The following is a 16,253-nucleotide window of genomic DNA, read 5'->3' as shown; positions in this document are numbered from 1 at the left end:
GGTGGATCAGCCGGCGTGACGCACGATCACGTCGATGGACATACGGAACAGTTCGTTCGGATCGCTGCCGTCGATACCGCTCAGATCGCGCTGGCTGTCGATGAACACGCCCTGCAATGTGCCGCCGTGATAACCCGACAGCACGGCAATGACTGCATTGCCGGTGTTCTGCGCCGAGACATAGGTGTCGCCATAGACATCGATCTGCACGCGGCTGGCGACGAGGTCGTCGGCACCTTGATTGTGATAGCGGCGCACGCCCGATACGCGAGACAAAGTGATATAGGGCCGGGCTGGTGCCGGTGTCTGCGGCGCGCGGCCCCAGAACCGGCGCGGGGCAGCGGAAGTCAGAAGCGCGGTCAGTTCCTGCTCCATCACTTGCCCGCCTTTTTTGCCGCCCGCGCGCGCGCTCGTCGCACGGACTTGTCAATCTCGGTCGACAGTTCGCTCTTGATGCCGTTGATGACGTTCTGCGCCTCGGCGTCGAATGCGGGCCTCATATACGGCTGCGCGGCCTGCTTCTTGCTGCCGAACTCCTGCACCATGGCTTTGATGGCTTTGCGCTTGCCTGATTTTTTCGGTCCCATAAAGACTTCCGCGAAACTCTCGCCGATGCCCTTCGCGCGCCGAGCGTCCCGCAGGGCCGCGGCCGCCTGTGCCTTGCTGCCGCCGCCCTTCATGACGGCCGCGTATTCGGCCTTGCCGGCCCGATTGTCGATCTTGCTGGACAGCGCAATGCTGCGCTTGAGCGCGCCGGTATCTTCCGGGGCATTGCGCTCGGCTGCCGCACGCATCGGTTCGGCCGCCTTGGTCAGCGCCCGCCGCAGTGCCCCGCGCGCCGCGCCCTTCGACATCTCGCCGAGCGCCACGTCCAGTTCCTTCAGGCCGGACACTCTCACCTTTACGCCCCTAGCCATCCGACGCCCCCGCCTCAACCAGCATTTCCAGAAAGCCCCGGTTTTCGCGCGAAACCCTCGGCTTCTCCCGAATATTGAAGATCTCGCCGGTGCGCGCGTTCTTGGCCCTGTCACTCGGTTTGATACCTCGCGCGGCGGTGCTGTTGCGGATCGTCAGGATCGCCGGTTGCTTTGCCGTGAGCCGCGCAGCAAGAACACCCTCGCCGCCGCGCATGAACTGAATGCCGGCCCAGATCGGTCCGACGAACGTCTGCCAATCTGGCTCGCCGGGATGGCCGCTCCAGTCAGGTTCGGCCATGTCGCGCTGGATCGTGAAGCGCTCGCCAAGATCACCCGCCCCCACCATCAGATACCTACCCGGCGATATGGCGCGATCAGCGCCGAAACCGCGAATGGCAGTTCCGTCAGGCTCGGGACGCTGGAAGTTTCGCGATTGGCGTACCAATTGCCGACCAGGAGCAGGATCGCCACTTTCAGAGCGTCCGGGACCGTTGATTGCTCGGGAACAACGGGCGGACCATCTTCCTGCGGAATAGTCGCATAGCCGGCCTTGTAGGTGACGGTCATCAGGCCGGAGAAAGGGCCGCCAAACTCAACGCGCGAGCGGTCGCCGGCATCGGTCTTGAGCTTATAATTTGCCGGGTCGATCGTATCGGAGCCGCTTGTCACGCTCACGATCTCGATCACAGGCCCGAGCGGCAACATCACACAAGAGCCGGACACGTCCGAATTTTGCCGCCATTCCTGTTCAACCAGGCAGCGGCCGAGAATGCCGGTCCAGCCGTCAAGATGATCGACCGCAGCCGAAATCAGAGCTGCAATGAGCGTATCGTCATCATTATGGTCGACGCGCAGATGCGCCCTGGCCTCGATGAGCGAGACAGGCGTGATGGCCGGCGGCGTGATCAGGACAGGTGCGAGCATGGATGCCTCGGAAAAGAGGATGGAGCGGCGCGGACGCCGCCCCTGTCATCGTCAGGCGACGGGAGCGTCGTAGGGATGGCCGAGCGCAAATACCGCGCTAGCTGCGATGCTCGTGCCGCCGGCTTTGGTGATGACCGCGCGGATATAGCGTTTGCTGCCCTTGTAACCCTGTTTGTAGACCGTGCTGGCCTCAAGGGTCGCAGGCAGGTCGCCAAGCAGGTCGCCGGCCGCCACGTCCGTGAAGTCGCCGTCCGTGGTCGTGTCGCTGTGCTGCATGGCGACGGCATAATCACCGTCACCGGCAACCACACCGGTATTGATGATCAGGGTCGCGGAATTGAAGCCCTGCAAATCCGCATGGTTGCCCTTGGTCGTGGCCGCAACCACGGCAGAGGCCAGCGATGCGACGAGGCCGAGGCCGGAGATACCGTCCTTCATTGGACTGTCCTTTCGAGAAATGGGGGAGGATGGAACGGGCGACCGAAGCCGCCCGCCATGGTTCATGTGCTGATTTTCAGCAGCTTCATGGCCTCGAAGTTGACGATGCCGCCGCCGACGCGCTTGGTCGTGTAGAACAGCACGTTCGGCTTGCTGGTGAACGGGTCGCGCAGAACCCGGATGCCGATGCGATCCACGATCAGGTAAGACCGATTGAAATCCCCGAAGGCAATCGGGAAATCATTGCCTGCCACGGCAGGCATGTTGTCGTCGGTGTGAACCGGCTTGCCAAGGATGGTGGCAACTTCAGCTGCGCCGGAAGGCGGAGCCCAGATATAGGCTCCTTCGGCGTCCTTGAACTTACGAACCGTGTTCATGACCTTGTCCGACATCAGCCACGCCGCTCCATTCCGATAGCCGGACTTGAGCGAGTAGTAGAGGTCGATCAGCGCATCGGCCGGGCTGGCCGAGGCCGTGGCCGCGACAAACCCGTCAGCCTTCCCGGAAACAACGAAGCCGATCTTGCCCCAGGCATAGGAGGCGTTCGCCACCTTGTCATAGGCCAGGATGCCGCGCGGCTTGTTCATGCCGTCGCCGCTGACGAAGGCAGCGCCTTCCTGCTCGGCGAACTCGATTGCAACCTCGTCGGCCAGCCATGCGGCAAGGTCGATGCGGGCGTCATCGAGCGAGGTCTGCGTCGCACCGGGCTGGGCATAGATCTCGCCGGTGTTGATAGCGATCTCGCGCAGCGTCGGCGTATCAGTCCCGGTGCGGGCATCCTCTTCGCCCACCCAGCCCGAGGTCGCCCCGCCCATGTTGACCAGCTTCTTATAGGTGTTGGTCGAAATGGAGATGGTGCGGGCAAGCGACCGGACGGTCGAGACGGTGCCAAGCACGCGGTCGATACCGGCCTCGGTTTCTTCCGGAACCAGATAGCCGCCGTCAGGGTCCGACTGCGTGGTCAGCTTTGCCTTGACCTCAAGGTCGCGCAGGCCGTTGTCGACGCCGCGACGGAAGAAGCGATTGAACGCCTCGGCATGTTCCGCAGCGGCAGGATCGAGATCGCCGCCGACGCCGCCTACCTTGACCGCAGCGAGCGCGACGTTGGTTTCGTCGATCGCCTTCTGAAGTTCCGTGATAGTGGCGTTGATCCGGTCGACCTTCTCGGTCTGAACGACATCTTCCTGACCTTTCTTCAGGTCAGAAAGCGCCTTGTCGTTTTCGGCCTTGAAGGTCTCGAAGGTCTGCTTCAGTTCGTTGAGGATCGCGGTCGGGTTGCTACCGCCATCGTTGCGAATGGCGACAATGCCGCGCGCACGATGATTGAGTGCGATGGTCATGATGTTCTCCTATGACCGGATTGCGTTGATCAACTGCCTGGCGGCAGCCTCGAAGCCTGCATCACGCGCGGCGGGTTTGCGGCTTGCATCACGCGGGGCCGCTGAAACGCCCATCTCCAGCAGGAGTTCGGAGCGCTTATCTCTGGTGAAGCCAGCGCGTGCGAGCGCGGCTTCCGTCTGCCGGCGGGCCATCAGCCCCCGGTCCATGTTGTTTGCCTCGCTGGTCCCGGCCTCGATGCCGTCATCGACGACATCGGCGAAGCCGTTCTTCACGGCCTCGGACGGCCCCATAAAGGTTTCGGCATCCATCAGCTTTTCGATGTCGGCGCGCTTCATCCCGGTGCGGGCTTCGTAGATATCGGCGATTGCGCCATCGAAGCCGTCAAACAGTTCCGCGGACTCGCGCATGTCGTGCCGGTTGCCAATCACCACGCCCCAGGCATTGTGCATCATCATGAAGGAGCCGAGCCCCATACGGATGTCATCCGCGGCCATGGCGATGATCGACGCGGCCGACGCGGCCCAGCCCAGCACCTCGACCGTGACTTTGGCCGGATGCGAGCGCAGCAGGTTGTAGATCGCAATGCCCTCGAACATATCGCCACCGGGCGAGTTGATCTTGACCGTCACATCATTCTTGCCGATCGAGCGCAGGGCGGCGGAAATGCGCTTTGCCGTCACACCACCGCCCGTCCACCAGTCTTCGCCAATCACCTCAAACATGGTGATCGTGTTGTCGTCTTCGGACGCCGCCGCCATGGGCGCTTCCGCCCATTTCGCCATCACATCACTCGGCGCGTCCCACTGGAAATTCTGCGGACGCTGAAACGTCTTCGCCTCAGGCAGGTTGCGCAGGCTCATCGCCATCATCCTTTTCCGATTTGTCCGCGCCGCCGGCCGTGTTCGGCGGATCGTAATACTGGCCGCCCTGACCATCCTCGCGAGGGTTCATGTCTTCAAGCGCGCGCACTTCGTCAGGGCTGTAGACGCCCCATTGCAGCGCCTTCACATAGGCTTCCCAGCGGGCCTTGATGTCGCCACGAACCAGCGCCGCCCGGTTGAAGCGGGCGTAGACATCAGCTTCATCGCCGATCAGGTCGCGGTTGATCGTCTCTTCCCAGATCGTCAGATCGTCCTCGGCAGAGAAGGTAATGAAACCCTGCGTCTGCGACTCGATGCCGGTGCCCCAGCTCGTGTTCTTTTCGGTGTCACCGATCATGTGCGGCGGAACGCCAAGGAACATGGCAATGTCGGTGCGGGAGAACTTCCGGCTCTCGATCCACTCCGCATCTTCCGATGTCATGGCCAGTTGCGTGACCGACATCCCCTCTTCAAGGATCAGCGCCTTACCTTCGCTTTCACCACCGGCCCGGTAGTCATCGAGGCTTGCCCGCAGGAACTCTAGGCCTTCCTTGCCGAGCTTATTCGGATGCGTCAGCACGCTGGAAACGCGCGCGCCATTCTTGAAGACCGTCGCGCCGTGCTGTTCCTGGGCCAGCGAAAGCCCGATGGTCTCACGGGCATAGGTGATCGCCGACACCCCATGCACTCCGTCGAGCGTCAGGCCGACGAGGTGAAAGACCTCCGACTGTTTCAGTTCGACCCGCCGCCCGTCCTTCCGTGTGTAGACGTAGACCAGCGAAAGATCGTCATTCTGCTTGCACTCGACGCGATCCGGATGCAGGGGGATCATTTCCTGCGGCAATCCTCGCGACGACACGATCATCGCATAGGCATTGCCACGCAGGATCAGGTGGGCCTGCATCATCCGCTTGAACTGCGCAGGAGTCTGCCAGCGGTTCGGTTTTCGACGCAGCAGCTTCCATACTGGATGGTCTGTTGCATCCTCACGCGTCCGGGCGTCAACGCGGCGCTTGATGTGCAACGGCATGTTCGCGACGATGCCGCTGCGCACTCGCACGCAGGCATAAACCGCAGCAACACGCATCGCAGTGTCGGGCGTGACCCTCGCGCCAGACGCTGTTACCGATCCAGCGCGGAGCGCATCTTCTAGCTCCTGCGACGTGCTGATTACGACGCCGCCACCCTTGTCCTGGAAGGACGCGCGCGGTTCCGGGGTCCGGGAAGCGCCGCCCCCGAATATGCGTGTCCATAGGCTCATGCGATTTCCTCAAAGGACGAGCGCGCCGCGCTCGCGGTAGACAGAAGCTGGTGCCACGAACTCGTTGTGCGCTGCGCCAGTCGCTTCCGCGATTGAGATCATGCCGTCGATCCGGCCGCGCGACCGCTTCTTGTCGAAAGCCCGGTTGTTCATTGGATCGGCCGTGATGATCGCGTTGGACGCGCACATCGTCGTTACCGGACTGGCGTCGATGGTGATCGCTCCGTCGAGTATCGCGTCTTCCAGCTTCTCGATTGACTTCGGCATGCACAGCGCCCGCTCCACGAACACGAGGCGGGTACCCTGACCATGGCTGACCAGTTTCAGGCCGGTGCCTTCCGGTTCCTCTGGCCCTTCAAATCGCCAGGTCGGAAAATCGATGCGGCCGCAGGCGTCGATGAAGTCGCCAATCTTGGCCGCGTCAAAGGCGAGGAACTGGACTTCGTGCTTATCGTCGAGCGCCTTCACCTTGGCGCCGACGAATTCGTAATCGATGGTCGCACCCGGAACCGCCTCGATCAGCTTCTTTTCGGCCCAGTCGGCATAGGGCGCATTGTCGTCACGGCTGCGGTCGTGAATGCCGGCCTTGGTGGTGAAGTACCAGGTCTTGACGAACAGGTGCGGCTTGCCGGCTTTCTCCCCGCGCCAGCATGCCGACAGCGCAGTCAGGTCATTTTTCTTCGACAGGTCGAGCCCAAGCCAACAGGGCAGGCCTACCATGGCGGCCTCGTCGACCACGCCTTGGCAACTGTCCCATGCCTCCTGCGTCGTCCAGAAGCCTTCCGTGCCGACCGGGATGCCGAAATAGAGCCGCTTCGTGGACAGCGCTTCCGACAGCATCAACCGCGCCGTGTTTACGCGCTTGCGGACGTTGTCGATCGGGTAGGTGACATCGAGGGCAGGGAGGGCCTTCGCCCAGGCGTGTTCATTGTCAAAGATCGTTTCGCGGTCCTTTTCGTCGACGCGCGCGATGAAGCCGAACAGGCTGTCATCATCAGCCTGACCGGTGACGACCTTCTGGAACAACTCCGAATACTCGGTGCCGACGATCTGGTTGATGGCTGGCGTGTTCGTGCCGAGAACCATCAGCGGGTCACCTGACATCTTGTCGATAGCGGCCTTCCAGATTTGCAGGGAATAGGCGGTCTTGAACTCGTGGATCTCATCGGCCAGCACGGCATAGGGACGTGGCCCGGAGATCGAATCCACCGACGCCATCGATTGGAATTTTGAGCTGGTCTCCGGGTGCTCTATCCGCCACGCATTGTCACCGGTGCCGCGGATGACGACATCACCCCGGCTCTCCAGTGACTCGAATTCATCTTCGTCGCGATCCGGCAGATTCGCTCGGCACATGGCGACCGCATCCTTGAACAGGACGTTGGCCTGATCCTTGTCCCCAGCAATGGCGTAGACTTCCGACCGCTCCTTGCCGGCATATCCCATCATGTCGATGCCGATGCCGGCCATGAGCGGCGACTTTGCTTGGCCCTTGCCGGTTTCTAGCCAGGCCATGCGATAGCGCCTAAGACCATTCGACCGCAGCCATCCGAACAGGGAAGCGACGACGAAGCCATGCCAAGGCAGAAGGTGGAATGGCTTTCCTTCCGCAATGCCTTCCGTCACCGTCAGCACGGCCGGGAAGAACCCGCAATGATGCTTTGCCTTGCCGACATCGAAGGACAGGCCGCGTGCCGAGCCTTCGTCCAGATCACGCAGGTGACGCTGGCAAGACGCCGTCACGAATTCGCCTGCTACAACCTTCCCGTCCAAAACATCGCAGGCGTAAAGTGTTGCCAGATCGTCAGCCGCTGGCCTTGCCGAGATAGCCATCTGATGCCCGTTCCCGGCGCTGCTTGCGCTCGACCTTCATCACTGAACCGCGGCGGCGCGGTGAAATGCCAAGTTCGGCTTCGATCCGGTCTGCGTCCGATCCTGCCTCTCGCATGGCTGTGAAATACGGGCTTACCCTGGCAATCGCCTTGCTGTTTCCGCGACGAGGTTTCGACACCACGCCATGCTCAGCGACCTCGCGATACATGCGGTCGAACATCAGATAGGCGCACACCAGTCGCTGGATAGAATGGCCGTTGGCCGCTGCCAGCAGCTGTCGGTCCTTCAACTCGGTTGTGATGATCCGCCAGTGTTCAGCGGCCGCAGCGATTTCCAGTTCATCATTGAACAGGCTCTGCCAGTCAGGCTCAACGACAATTGAGCCGGTGCCTTCAATCACGTTCATGACATCTCATCCCTTCGGGATGCCCCAACTTTTTGTTCTGAAATCGGTCTCGGTGAATTCGGAGGGGGGGCGCGGGTCTCCAGCCTGATCGGCTTCAGACTTGGACCCACCCCCTCCTTTGCAAGCCTTGGTTGGTCGCCGTCGCTGCCGAATTGGGCCATAGTTGGTCAGCAGAATTATCCGAGGACAGTTTGCCGATTGTGTAAGAAGCGATTTCAGTGCCAGAGGTGCGATGACGGAAGCTGGCTAGTTTGGGATTGTCATGAAGGCAGACCTGCTTCTCTGGGCGGGGTTCTGCTAGTGAACCGCACCTGGCCCCAAGCAAACGCAGCGCGCACCATACTGAACAGAATTTTTAAAGGTCGTTTGGATGCCCAGTATCACCATGAGCCGTTCCAAGGGTGATCTGGGTCCAGAGGCTGGCCGGTGATATCCGACCCGATCACGTATCCGCGCGCTTCCTCCTTCTGGATCAGCGTGTCGTGGCAGGACTTGCAGACGGCTTCCGTGTTCTCCAGATCGAAGAACAGGATCTCGTCACCCTTGTGCGGTCTCTTGTGGTTGACCACTGCGGCGCGGGGATGGTGATGGTTGCCAGTGACCAGCAGGCAGTCGCAGCGCTGGCACGTGTAGAGATCACGAACCAGTGACTGTTGCCTGACACCATGCGGACCACACCAGCGCTTGTCGCGGTAGAGACGGCGGTACTCTTGAGCATCGAGTGATCTACGAGCCATTCCGTCTTTCGCCTTTGCAGTGAAAGCGGTGGGTTGGGGGACGGCTATCCATCCTTCCCTTTTTGCAGGCGGATATCGCGGTGGAACCTATCAGCCCACGACGTGTTACTACCGGGTACAACAGATCCTCAAAACGGAGTGCATCATGCGCAGAACCATGCTCGCCATGGCCGCTATGGCTTTGTCTTTTTCACCCGCACTGGCGCAGACACAACCTGCACCTGACGGCGATACCCCTGCGGTCGCTACGCCGGACAGCACCAACCCTACGGCCCCGGTTGAAGGCGCTAACAGCTTTACCGAAGAGCAGGCCAAATCCCGGATTGCCGACGCGGGTTACACCGACGTGTCTGATCTGAAGCTGGATGACAAGGGTCTCTGGCGCGGCACAGCGATGAAGAATGGTGCGTCTGTCTCTGTGGCCCTGGATTACCAGGGCAACGTGACCTCTGAATAAATGGGAGAATTGACTGATGAAAACCGTAACAGGACTTTTCGATACCCACGCTGATGCCGTTTCGGCTGTGCGAGACCTTGAAAGCATGGGAATCCCCAGCGACGACATCAGCATTGTCAGCCACCATGGCGAGGGCGAGGACTCCAACGCTGCTGAGGGCGCGGGAACTGGTGCCGGTATAGGTGCCGCCGTTGGCGGAGCCGGCGGACTTCTTGCCGGCCTCGGTATCATGGCGATCCCTGGCGTTGGACCTGTTGTTGCTGCCGGTTGGCTTGCCTCGACCGCTGCTGGCGCGATCGCCGGAGCAGTGGCAGGCGGTGCAGCCGGCGGCATAATCGGCGCAATGACAGACGATGGCGTGCCAGAGGCCGACGCTCATGTGTATGCCGAAGGTGTTCGCCGCGGCGGCTCTCTCGTTACAGCTCGTGTAAATGACGCTCGGGAGGCAGAGGCCACCGCTATTCTGCGTCGTGGAACGTGGGTGGATCCGATGGAACGTCGTCGGGCCTATGAAGCGGAAGGTTGGTCAGCTTTTGATGAAAACCTGCCGCCATATACCACTGAGGAAATCGACCGGGAGCGCGGACGCTATCGCGTCTAAAACTCCCCTGACGATTTTGGATTTGAGGGTCGTCCTCCAAGTTTCGCCAGCCTCTTAGCCGGGGTTGGCGAAATTTCTTGCAGAGAACCGACAGAACGATCCAGCGTAAATAAACTGGTCCGACCGCCTGCGAACCCGTTCAGTCGCGCCTTGTACGGTAAAGGTCACGCCACCGACCGGCTAGCGCTTGTGGATTATCACCGCCATCTGGAACTGCCACTCGGTTTAGCGCGTTTCCATATCGACATGGCGACATTTCTCACCGTTGGACATTCAAACCGTTCTCTTGATGAATTTGTAGAGATGTTGCGGGAAGCTCGGATAAGCCTGCTCATTGACGTGCGGTCCTTCCCGCGTTCCCGAACAAACCCAGCTTTCAACATCGAGAGCTTCCCAACCGCGCTGGGTGACGTACAGATAGGTTACCGGCATTGCCCGGATTTGGGTGGTCGCAGGCCAAAGCAGAAGAACGTAGACGAAACCATCAACGCATTTTGGCGAGTTCAGAGCTTTCATAATTATGCGGACTACGCCCTCGCCGATGCTTTTGGCGCTGCACTCTCGGAGGTTATTCGTCTGGGGGAACTATATCGGTTGGCGCTCATGTGTTCCGAAGCAGTCTGGTGGCGGTGTCATCGAAGAATCATCACCGACTATCTTTTGCTCAAAGGGCACCACGTCGATCATTTGATGGCTTTGGGCCGTTACGAGCACGCTAAGTTCACTTCTGGGGCGGTGAAAACTTCGGACGGGAAAGTGACATACCCGCTCGGAATCAACACCAGGAGCGGTGGAGCAGCCTGATATGATCGCGCGGTACGCTCGTCGCGCCCGGGTCATTGCTCGGAAGATCCTACCGGTGATGCACGGGAACTATTCAAGAATGCTCGCGTTGCGCCATTAGGAGCCTTGCCATGCCGGCGAGCTGGAACGGAGACCCCTGCAATGGCTGACAATATGGAGGAAATGGCTGGACCCGAATTGGAGCAGGTCAAGATCATCCTTAACACGCTCTATCTGTGCATCGAATACGCTGTGCGGCATGTCGCCAAGCATGAGGGACCAGAAGCCGCCAGCGACCTCAAGGCCAATATGCTGAAAGCGCTGGAAAGCGGCGATATCGACATGGCGCTCCTGGAAGAGACAAAGACGTTTGAGCTGGTTATCTCCAAGATTGAGCAACTTACGTGGGACGACCCCATCTCGGAGGGACAGGGGTGAGCGGCCAAAGAGGCGCAGCGGCGTCTCATCCTGTTCGAAAATGAGGCCATCCGTTAACAGGTGTTACCCGCGCGCCCGGCGCGCCGGAGTGGAAGTACTGCAACTTTCCTGACTCTGGACCGTTATTTATCAGCTGCGGGCCGTGTCAATCGGGCTCGACGGTACGGTGAACAGGAAGTCTTTTCCCGATTTCGATTCCTGGCCAACGAAACGGCAGACGAGCATCTATCCCGTCCGGCCCGCAGCACTGCAACGTGGGGAACCGCCTCACCTTTTACGCGTTGCTGAGGCCATGGAACTATTTCTCGACCGATTTGGCCACTCCACTTGGCTCCCTTTTTCAGTGATCGCAGCTCGGTTGCTGGCAGCTGCCATTTTCGGCGCGCTGGTGGGAGCCGAACGGGAATGGCGTGATCGACCGGCGGGCCTGCGCACTCATATACTCATCTGTGTTGCCGCTGCCGCAATTGCCATTCTTGCCGTTGAAATTACCCATCTTGATGACTTCGGAGGGCAGGAAATTCGGATCGATCCTCTACGTCTGGTCGAGGCTACCACCGCGGGGGTCGCGTTCCTGGCTGCCGGGCTGATCTTCTTCACGAGAGGGGAAGTCCATGGATTGACCACGGGGGCAGGCATGTGGCTCGCTGGTGCTATTGGATTAGCGGTGGGGCTAGGGTTTTGGCAAATCGCTGCCCTCGCCACCATTTTAGCGCTGGTGGTTCTCGGCTTGCTGCAAGCGGTTCTGAAAACCGAAAAACGACCCAATTCGACGGATCATGAGGAACAATAAACGGAGAGCTGGTCGGACATCCAGCTCTCCGATGCGAAAGCAGCCATTGGACTTTTTCGGCGACCGGACCGGTGTCATGCCGGCTTTCGGAACCCTGAGGGAACAACAATGCCGGCGGGACCGTTGGCGTTGCGAAAGGAGACGGTCATGGCCGATATAAAACGTTTCGAACAAGAGCCTACCCAAAGATCACCCGACACGACCGAAAGCGGGTTGCACAATTCCGACCACAACACGCCTTCAGAACACGGGGGCGTGCCGCGGGAGACGTTCCCACCGTTCAACGACCCGGCTTTTTCGTCCACGCCGGCAGAGCCACCTCCTGCAGATCCGCATGCGATGCCTGATCCTGCGCCGGAAGATCCGATTTATGCGGGACACCCGGAATTCTCTCAGGATGCAGGAAAGAATAAACTTCCGCCTGATGGTGTTGGAAACAGCGAACCTTTGAGCGACGCCAACGAAAAGACACGCCATTCCGATGGACAGCGACCGCGGCGAGCAACGCCCACTCATTAACGGACCAATCAGATCACGGCTGACGTTTCACGTAGCCTTGTCAGGCCGAGATCTTTATCCAGCGATCATCATCGCAATGAAGACATCGAGAATTCTCTTCTTGCGCAATGGCCCCGCATCTTTTGCACGCGAATTGGCCAGCTGCAAAATCCCTGTCTCCGGATGTGAATTCAGGAGGTCGTATGTTTTCCCATGGAGGTACTATTGGTAACCCTGGGTGCGCGGGGTCTGCCTTGAAAACACTGAGCATGCCGTCGGTCTCAATGTATGCGTGGGCTACCTCTCCCAACTGCGAAATGCCTTTTTCTCTCAGTTGCTGAAAAAGCTCGCTTTGGCTCAAGCTCGTGCTGGAAAGAAACGGCCTGCAGATCACTCCATCTCTGACAGCTTCTTCGGGGACTCCATCAAGAGCCCTTTCCGCAGAGGCGTTTTTGGCGATTAGAACATCCAACCCCTTATTGGCTACCACGACGACTGTTATCACCAGCAACGCATGCAGAAGTGGAACGTCAGGATAAAACATCGAATCGCCGACGGCAGAGCCCAAGGCGATTACAAGAAGAAACTCTATTGTGGAAAGCTGGCCGATGGTTCGGCTACCCAGCCAGCGTATCAGCAGTAGCGCGTATACATAGACAACGGCGGTACGAAAAAGAATCTCAACGAAGAACCACGGCGGTTCGTCACCCAACAGCAAGCGCTTCCAATCGAATGCCTGAAGGATTTGATCCATCGGACGGTATCACCTCTGACTGAAGCAGCGTTTCCTAGAAAAAGAAGCTGCCTGTTGGCAGCTCCTTTAGCGGTGTGTCAGAGTGTGTAAGGCCGGGTGCCGTAGTAATCGTCGACAGTTCTGCCGCCTTCATACCAATCGTAGTCATCATTTGGATTGTAGCGAGGCGCGCCTTCGATCTGCTCCTTGGTGAGATTCACCCTGAAGCCCTGGACGCTTTCGTCATAGGTCAGCGTCTCCCATGGAACCGGGTAGTAATCAGTTCCAATTCCGAGAAAGCCGCCAAAGCTGAGCACCGCATAAGCCACCTTGCCGCTTCGCTTGCCCAGAGCCAGCTTCTCTACCTCGCCTACGCTGTTTCCTTCCGCGTCATAGACGTTAGTTCCAATGACCATGTCACTCGCGACAAGATCGAAAGTTTCGTTAATGTTCGGATCCTGATGCGTCATGTCGGCCTCCTTGGTTGTAGGAATGACCAACGGGTCCTGACCGAGACGGTTCCGATAAATTTCAAAAGAAAACCCGCCTGACTGGGGCGGATCACCGGCGCAATTCGCCGCATGGATATTCCTATAGGGGTTTCGTGACGAATGGTCAACTCATTTCGGACCCGAAACTTTCGCGTATTCACAGATACAGGAAATGAATGGCGCAGGCCCGCAGGTCCTGATGCAGGACCACCGCCATGTCCCGTTCCTTTTGACCATGCTTCCGAGCAATCTCGGCGGACGTCAATCCGTTCACGCAATAGTCAATCAGCCGAGACAGCGGCAGCCTGCCGAGTTCGAACGACGCGGCGTTCAGCACGTCGATTGCGGCGACTCGTCCATCCGGCATTCCACGCCATCCAGCGCCGCTTGCCTCCTCCATAGAAGGCGAACACGCTGCCGCTGTGCCTGCCTGCTCCCATAGGCGCGCGAAATGGTTGCCAGCGTGGAATAAGGCGTCCTGCTTGTCGCGGCCATATCTCCAGTCGAAGGTCCCGGGCCTGCATCGGATGGTCTGTCGCTCGCTGCGCTCAGCCGAAATCTTGACCTTCACTTTTGTGAGTTTCGTCCCCTGCTTGCCTCCATCCTCGCGTATCAGCTTGGCTATGTGCCGGCGCGCCGCATCATCGGCTTTGTGCCGGGCACGCCGCTCAGCCTCGATCTGCTCCGCTGAGCGCCCGGGCTTCAACACTCCTGTCATACGCTGGGCCACACGCTGCTGGTTCAGATCGCGCCGCCGACCGCCATCAATGCGGATACCGGGCTTGGGAAGTTCATTCTTGCTCATCGCCGCCTTGATTCCTGCTTGATGTGGTTCCTGCGCTGGTGTGTCAGCCGTGCGCAGGCCGGTCGCCAATTGACGGGCCTGGCATAGACGGGCGAGGGCGGGTCGATACGATACCAGCGCCCGTCGGGATCGAGAAAGTAGCGCAGACCATCTGTTTCGAATGCGCCCACCATATCGTTGAACAGCAATTCGCAGACGGTTCCGTCAGGCTTGGCCTCGGACATGGGACGCCACGGGTTGAGACGGTCATAGGCTTCACGGGCGAGGCGTTCGGAGATGTTCATGAAACCACCTCGCCCACCGCGCGTTTAAAACAGCATAGGCGCAGGGAGGTCCGGCTATGCAGTGGTTCACCACGAGCATTTGGGTAAGACAGGAAGGGCTCGACGTTCTTCCCTTGGAGACCGTCGAGGGCGCTCGGGAATATCTCGATGAATGGCGGGCTGACCGACGAACGCCATTGTTTTATGCCGCATCCAACAAGATAGACGAGGCGTTGAAGGGCTCGATCTCGCCGGGCGAGGCGAGAAGTGTGGTCATGCTTTTCCTCAAAGAGGTGGACGCTTTGGGAGAAGCAACTATCGACTGAGAGCGCGACATGAGCGGGCTTGGTCAATTCCGCCTCCTGCTGATCTTGATGAAGGCATCGCGAAGCGGTTCGAAGCCATCCGGCTCGCCCGTCACGTCCTTGCGCTTGTTCGCCCAGCCCCAGCGATAGCCGGGGGAGTGGTTTGGGCCGGGTGCGGAGTCGTCAGCGCGGTGATCTCGATAACCCGCGACAACCTCGTCGGCCGGATAGGCGGCGATGTCCCATTCGTCGCGAGGCGGGAAGACAGTGCCGACATCGCATGGCAGCCATTGCGGCGTGCCCTTCCGAGCCCAAAGCACGTTGCCGTCAGTGTCTTCGATCCGCACGACATGCGGATTGAGGCGGCCGTGGTCTTCGGCCTCGCAGCGGTCGCTCGGCTGGATTGGATACCAGCCGTCAGTTGTGTGCATGATCCAGATGGTGGTCAGCAGTTCGGGGTCGCTCATGTCAGCGTTCCTTTCCCGCGTACCCGATCAGGCGATGACGTCGAGTTAGTTGCGGACGACCACTACCCGGCATGATGCCACCCGCCCGCTTCACGATCTGGCGAACGCGTTCACGGGTCAGCCCGTAAGTGTCCGCGATGGACTTCAAGGTTTCACCAGCCTCATGGCGACGCAGCATGTCCGCCTCGCGCACTCGATCACGTCTCACGCCGCTTGCCTCCGCTTCTTCCGGGTCTTCCTGAACCACTGCACCGCCAGCGCCCGCCACACCGGCACCTTCTGCGCCACGCTGAACACCTTGGCCTCATGCTCGGCAGCCTTGCCGGCCGTCTCAATCTCCCGCGTCAGATCCTCGGGTTCGAACTGGTCGCAGAACTCCGGTTCGGTCATCAGGTATTCGGCGGCCTTGATGTGGTCGGCTGTGATCGGCGCCAGATTGGCCTTGGCCAGAAGCTCCAGCACCATGCGGGCCTTCATGACGCCGCGCTTGTCGACGAGTGCCTTGATCGCCGAAATCGAAATCGTCTCGGCCGGCTTGAACTCGGCGCGGCTGGGCGGTGAGCGCATGACGGTCACGCCGGCCCGCTCGCAGGTCTTCAGCACGTCAAGGGCGTCGTCATCCCCGGCGGTGACCTCGGCGAAGAATACCTGCAAGGGGGTGACGGCCACGCGCTGGGTATTCTGACCGACGAAGGCCGCAGCCTGGGCGGCCGTATCCGCCGCCTCGACGATCATCACCGGGATCATGTCGATGTGGGGATGGCTGGCCGCGGCGATGGCTGTGTGCTGGCCGTCCAGCACCTTCAATGTGATTTTTCATGGAATGAGGACCCTGTTTAAGGGGTGATTTTCGTCCAAACGGGACCCCTTAACGTGGGGTCATCAAGATGCCTCCGGTTTGA

General features: G+C 59.9%; 25 protein-coding genes. 7 read left to right on the top strand and 18 right to left on the bottom strand.

The window, feature by feature from the left end; all coding sequences use genetic code 11:
- Positions 1-6: 6 nt before the first annotated feature.
- The 11 genes from gp17 to ABID44_RS14030 all read right to left on the bottom strand — a co-directional run bounded on the left by gp17 (position 7) and on the right by ABID44_RS14030 (position 8,717).
- On the bottom strand, positions 7-375 hold the full coding sequence (gene gp17, locus ABID44_RS14080; RefSeq protein WP_354152353.1) for a tail completion protein gp17: 369 nt from the start codon (positions 373-375) through the stop codon (positions 7-9).
- A complete protein-coding gene (locus ABID44_RS14075) occupies positions 375-893 on the bottom strand; it encodes an HK97-gp10 family putative phage morphogenesis protein (protein ID WP_354152352.1) in 519 nt (172 codons plus the stop codon). The genes gp17 and ABID44_RS14075 overlap by 1 nt, the downstream gene beginning before the upstream one ends.
- A gap of 16 nt (positions 894-909) precedes the next feature.
- On the bottom strand, positions 910-1,263 hold the full coding sequence (locus tag ABID44_RS14070) for a phage head completion protein (RefSeq protein ID WP_354152351.1): 354 nt from the start codon (positions 1,261-1,263) through the stop codon (positions 910-912).
- Positions 1,263-1,841: a head-tail connector protein gene (locus tag ABID44_RS14065; RefSeq protein WP_354152350.1), complete on the bottom strand. Its 579-nt coding sequence runs from the start codon at positions 1,839-1,841 to the stop codon at positions 1,263-1,265. The genes ABID44_RS14070 and ABID44_RS14065 overlap by 1 nt, the downstream gene beginning before the upstream one ends.
- A gap of 51 nt (positions 1,842-1,892) precedes the next feature.
- Complete coding sequence (locus ABID44_RS14060) at positions 1,893-2,279, bottom strand: hypothetical protein (protein ID WP_354152349.1); 387 nt, start codon at positions 2,277-2,279, stop codon at positions 1,893-1,895.
- A 62-nt stretch (positions 2,280-2,341) separates the two neighbouring features.
- Positions 2,342-3,619, bottom strand: coding sequence for a phage major capsid protein (locus ABID44_RS14055; protein ID WP_354152348.1), 1,278 nt, complete (start codon positions 3,617-3,619; stop codon positions 2,342-2,344).
- 9 nt (positions 3,620-3,628) lie between these two features.
- Positions 3,629-4,480 (bottom strand): head maturation protease, ClpP-related, encoded by an 852-nt coding sequence (locus tag ABID44_RS14050; RefSeq protein WP_354152347.1) that lies wholly within the window; start codon positions 4,478-4,480, stop codon positions 3,629-3,631.
- Positions 4,458-5,741 carry a phage portal protein gene (locus ABID44_RS14045; RefSeq protein WP_354152346.1) on the bottom strand — a complete coding sequence of 428 codons (1,284 nt, stop codon included), beginning with the start codon at positions 5,739-5,741 and terminating at the stop codon, positions 4,458-4,460. Before ABID44_RS14045 ends, ABID44_RS14050 begins: the two co-directional genes overlap by 23 nt.
- Before the next feature lie 9 nt (positions 5,742-5,750).
- Complete coding sequence (locus tag ABID44_RS14040; RefSeq protein ID WP_354152345.1) at positions 5,751-7,484, bottom strand: terminase large subunit; 1,734 nt, start codon at positions 7,482-7,484, stop codon at positions 5,751-5,753.
- Between the two features lie 61 nt (positions 7,485-7,545).
- Entirely contained in the window at positions 7,546-7,980 is a 435-nt protein-coding gene (locus tag ABID44_RS14035; protein WP_354152344.1) for a P27 family phage terminase small subunit, read from the bottom strand.
- Positions 7,981-8,360: 380 nt separating this feature from the next.
- On the bottom strand, positions 8,361-8,717 hold the full coding sequence (locus ABID44_RS14030) for an HNH endonuclease (RefSeq protein WP_354152343.1): 357 nt from the start codon (positions 8,715-8,717) through the stop codon (positions 8,361-8,363).
- A gap of 145 nt (positions 8,718-8,862) precedes the next feature.
- Between ABID44_RS14030 and ABID44_RS14025 the strand changes: the two genes are divergently transcribed.
- The 6 genes from ABID44_RS14025 to ABID44_RS14000 all read left to right on the top strand — a co-directional run bounded on the left by ABID44_RS14025 (position 8,863) and on the right by ABID44_RS14000 (position 12,308).
- Positions 8,863-9,174, top strand: coding sequence for a PepSY domain-containing protein (locus tag ABID44_RS14025; RefSeq protein WP_354152342.1), 312 nt, complete (start codon positions 8,863-8,865; stop codon positions 9,172-9,174).
- A gap of 16 nt (positions 9,175-9,190) precedes the next feature.
- Positions 9,191-9,775 (top strand): general stress protein, encoded by a 585-nt coding sequence (locus tag ABID44_RS14020; RefSeq protein ID WP_354152341.1) that lies wholly within the window; start codon positions 9,191-9,193, stop codon positions 9,773-9,775.
- A gap of 189 nt (positions 9,776-9,964) precedes the next feature.
- Positions 9,965-10,579 (top strand): DUF488 domain-containing protein, encoded by a 615-nt coding sequence (locus ABID44_RS14015; RefSeq protein WP_354152340.1) that lies wholly within the window; start codon positions 9,965-9,967, stop codon positions 10,577-10,579.
- Positions 10,580-10,720: 141 nt separating this feature from the next.
- Entirely contained in the window at positions 10,721-10,996 is a 276-nt protein-coding gene (locus ABID44_RS14010) for a hypothetical protein (protein WP_354152339.1), read from the top strand.
- 292 nt (positions 10,997-11,288) lie between these two features.
- On the top strand, positions 11,289-11,789 hold the full coding sequence (locus tag ABID44_RS14005) for an MgtC/SapB family protein (RefSeq protein ID WP_354152338.1): 501 nt from the start codon (positions 11,289-11,291) through the stop codon (positions 11,787-11,789).
- A gap of 147 nt (positions 11,790-11,936) precedes the next feature.
- Entirely contained in the window at positions 11,937-12,308 is a 372-nt protein-coding gene (locus ABID44_RS14000; protein WP_354152337.1) for a hypothetical protein, read from the top strand.
- 40 nt (positions 12,309-12,348) lie between these two features.
- On the opposite strand, the gene ABID44_RS13995 is transcribed toward ABID44_RS14000, so the two are convergent.
- The 4 genes from ABID44_RS13995 to ABID44_RS13980 all read right to left on the bottom strand — a co-directional run bounded on the left by ABID44_RS13995 (position 12,349) and on the right by ABID44_RS13980 (position 14,600).
- Positions 12,349-13,041: a DUF421 domain-containing protein gene (locus ABID44_RS13995; protein WP_354152336.1), complete on the bottom strand. Its 693-nt coding sequence runs from the start codon at positions 13,039-13,041 to the stop codon at positions 12,349-12,351.
- Positions 13,042-13,118: 77 nt separating this feature from the next.
- A complete protein-coding gene (locus ABID44_RS13990; RefSeq protein ID WP_354152335.1) occupies positions 13,119-13,490 on the bottom strand; it encodes a PRC-barrel domain-containing protein in 372 nt (123 codons plus the stop codon).
- A 178-nt stretch (positions 13,491-13,668) separates the two neighbouring features.
- Positions 13,669-14,385: a hypothetical protein gene (locus ABID44_RS13985; RefSeq protein WP_354152334.1), complete on the bottom strand. Its 717-nt coding sequence runs from the start codon at positions 14,383-14,385 to the stop codon at positions 13,669-13,671.
- Entirely contained in the window at positions 14,313-14,600 is a 288-nt protein-coding gene (locus ABID44_RS13980) for a hypothetical protein (RefSeq protein WP_354152333.1), read from the bottom strand. Before ABID44_RS13980 ends, ABID44_RS13985 begins: the two co-directional genes overlap by 73 nt.
- A gap of 56 nt (positions 14,601-14,656) precedes the next feature.
- Between ABID44_RS13980 and ABID44_RS13975 the strand changes: the two genes are divergently transcribed.
- A complete protein-coding gene (locus tag ABID44_RS13975) occupies positions 14,657-14,905 on the top strand; it encodes a DUF982 domain-containing protein (RefSeq protein ID WP_354152332.1) in 249 nt (82 codons plus the stop codon).
- A gap of 23 nt (positions 14,906-14,928) precedes the next feature.
- Here the strand turns inward: ABID44_RS13975 and ABID44_RS13970 are convergent, their stop codons facing one another.
- Genes ABID44_RS13970 through ABID44_RS13960 form a run of 3 tightly spaced genes read right to left on the bottom strand, consistent with a single transcriptional unit; the run spans position 14,929 to position 16,158 of the window.
- Entirely contained in the window at positions 14,929-15,351 is a 423-nt protein-coding gene (locus ABID44_RS13970) for a hypothetical protein (protein WP_354152331.1), read from the bottom strand.
- Position 15,352: 1 nt separating this feature from the next.
- A complete protein-coding gene (locus ABID44_RS13965; protein WP_354152330.1) occupies positions 15,353-15,559 on the bottom strand; it encodes a sigma factor-like helix-turn-helix DNA-binding protein in 207 nt (68 codons plus the stop codon).
- Positions 15,556-16,158, bottom strand: a complete 603-nt coding sequence (locus ABID44_RS13960) for a hypothetical protein (RefSeq protein ID WP_354152329.1) — start codon at positions 16,156-16,158, stop codon at positions 15,556-15,558. The genes ABID44_RS13965 and ABID44_RS13960 overlap by 4 nt, the downstream gene beginning before the upstream one ends.
- Between the last annotated feature and the right edge of the window lie 95 nt (positions 16,159-16,253).

Source organism: Aquamicrobium ahrensii (assembly GCF_040545755.1).
In the GTDB taxonomy this organism is placed as follows: domain Bacteria; phylum Pseudomonadota; class Alphaproteobacteria; order Rhizobiales; family Rhizobiaceae; genus Mesorhizobium; species Mesorhizobium ahrensii.
This window is presented reverse-complemented; position numbering and strand designations above follow the sequence as displayed.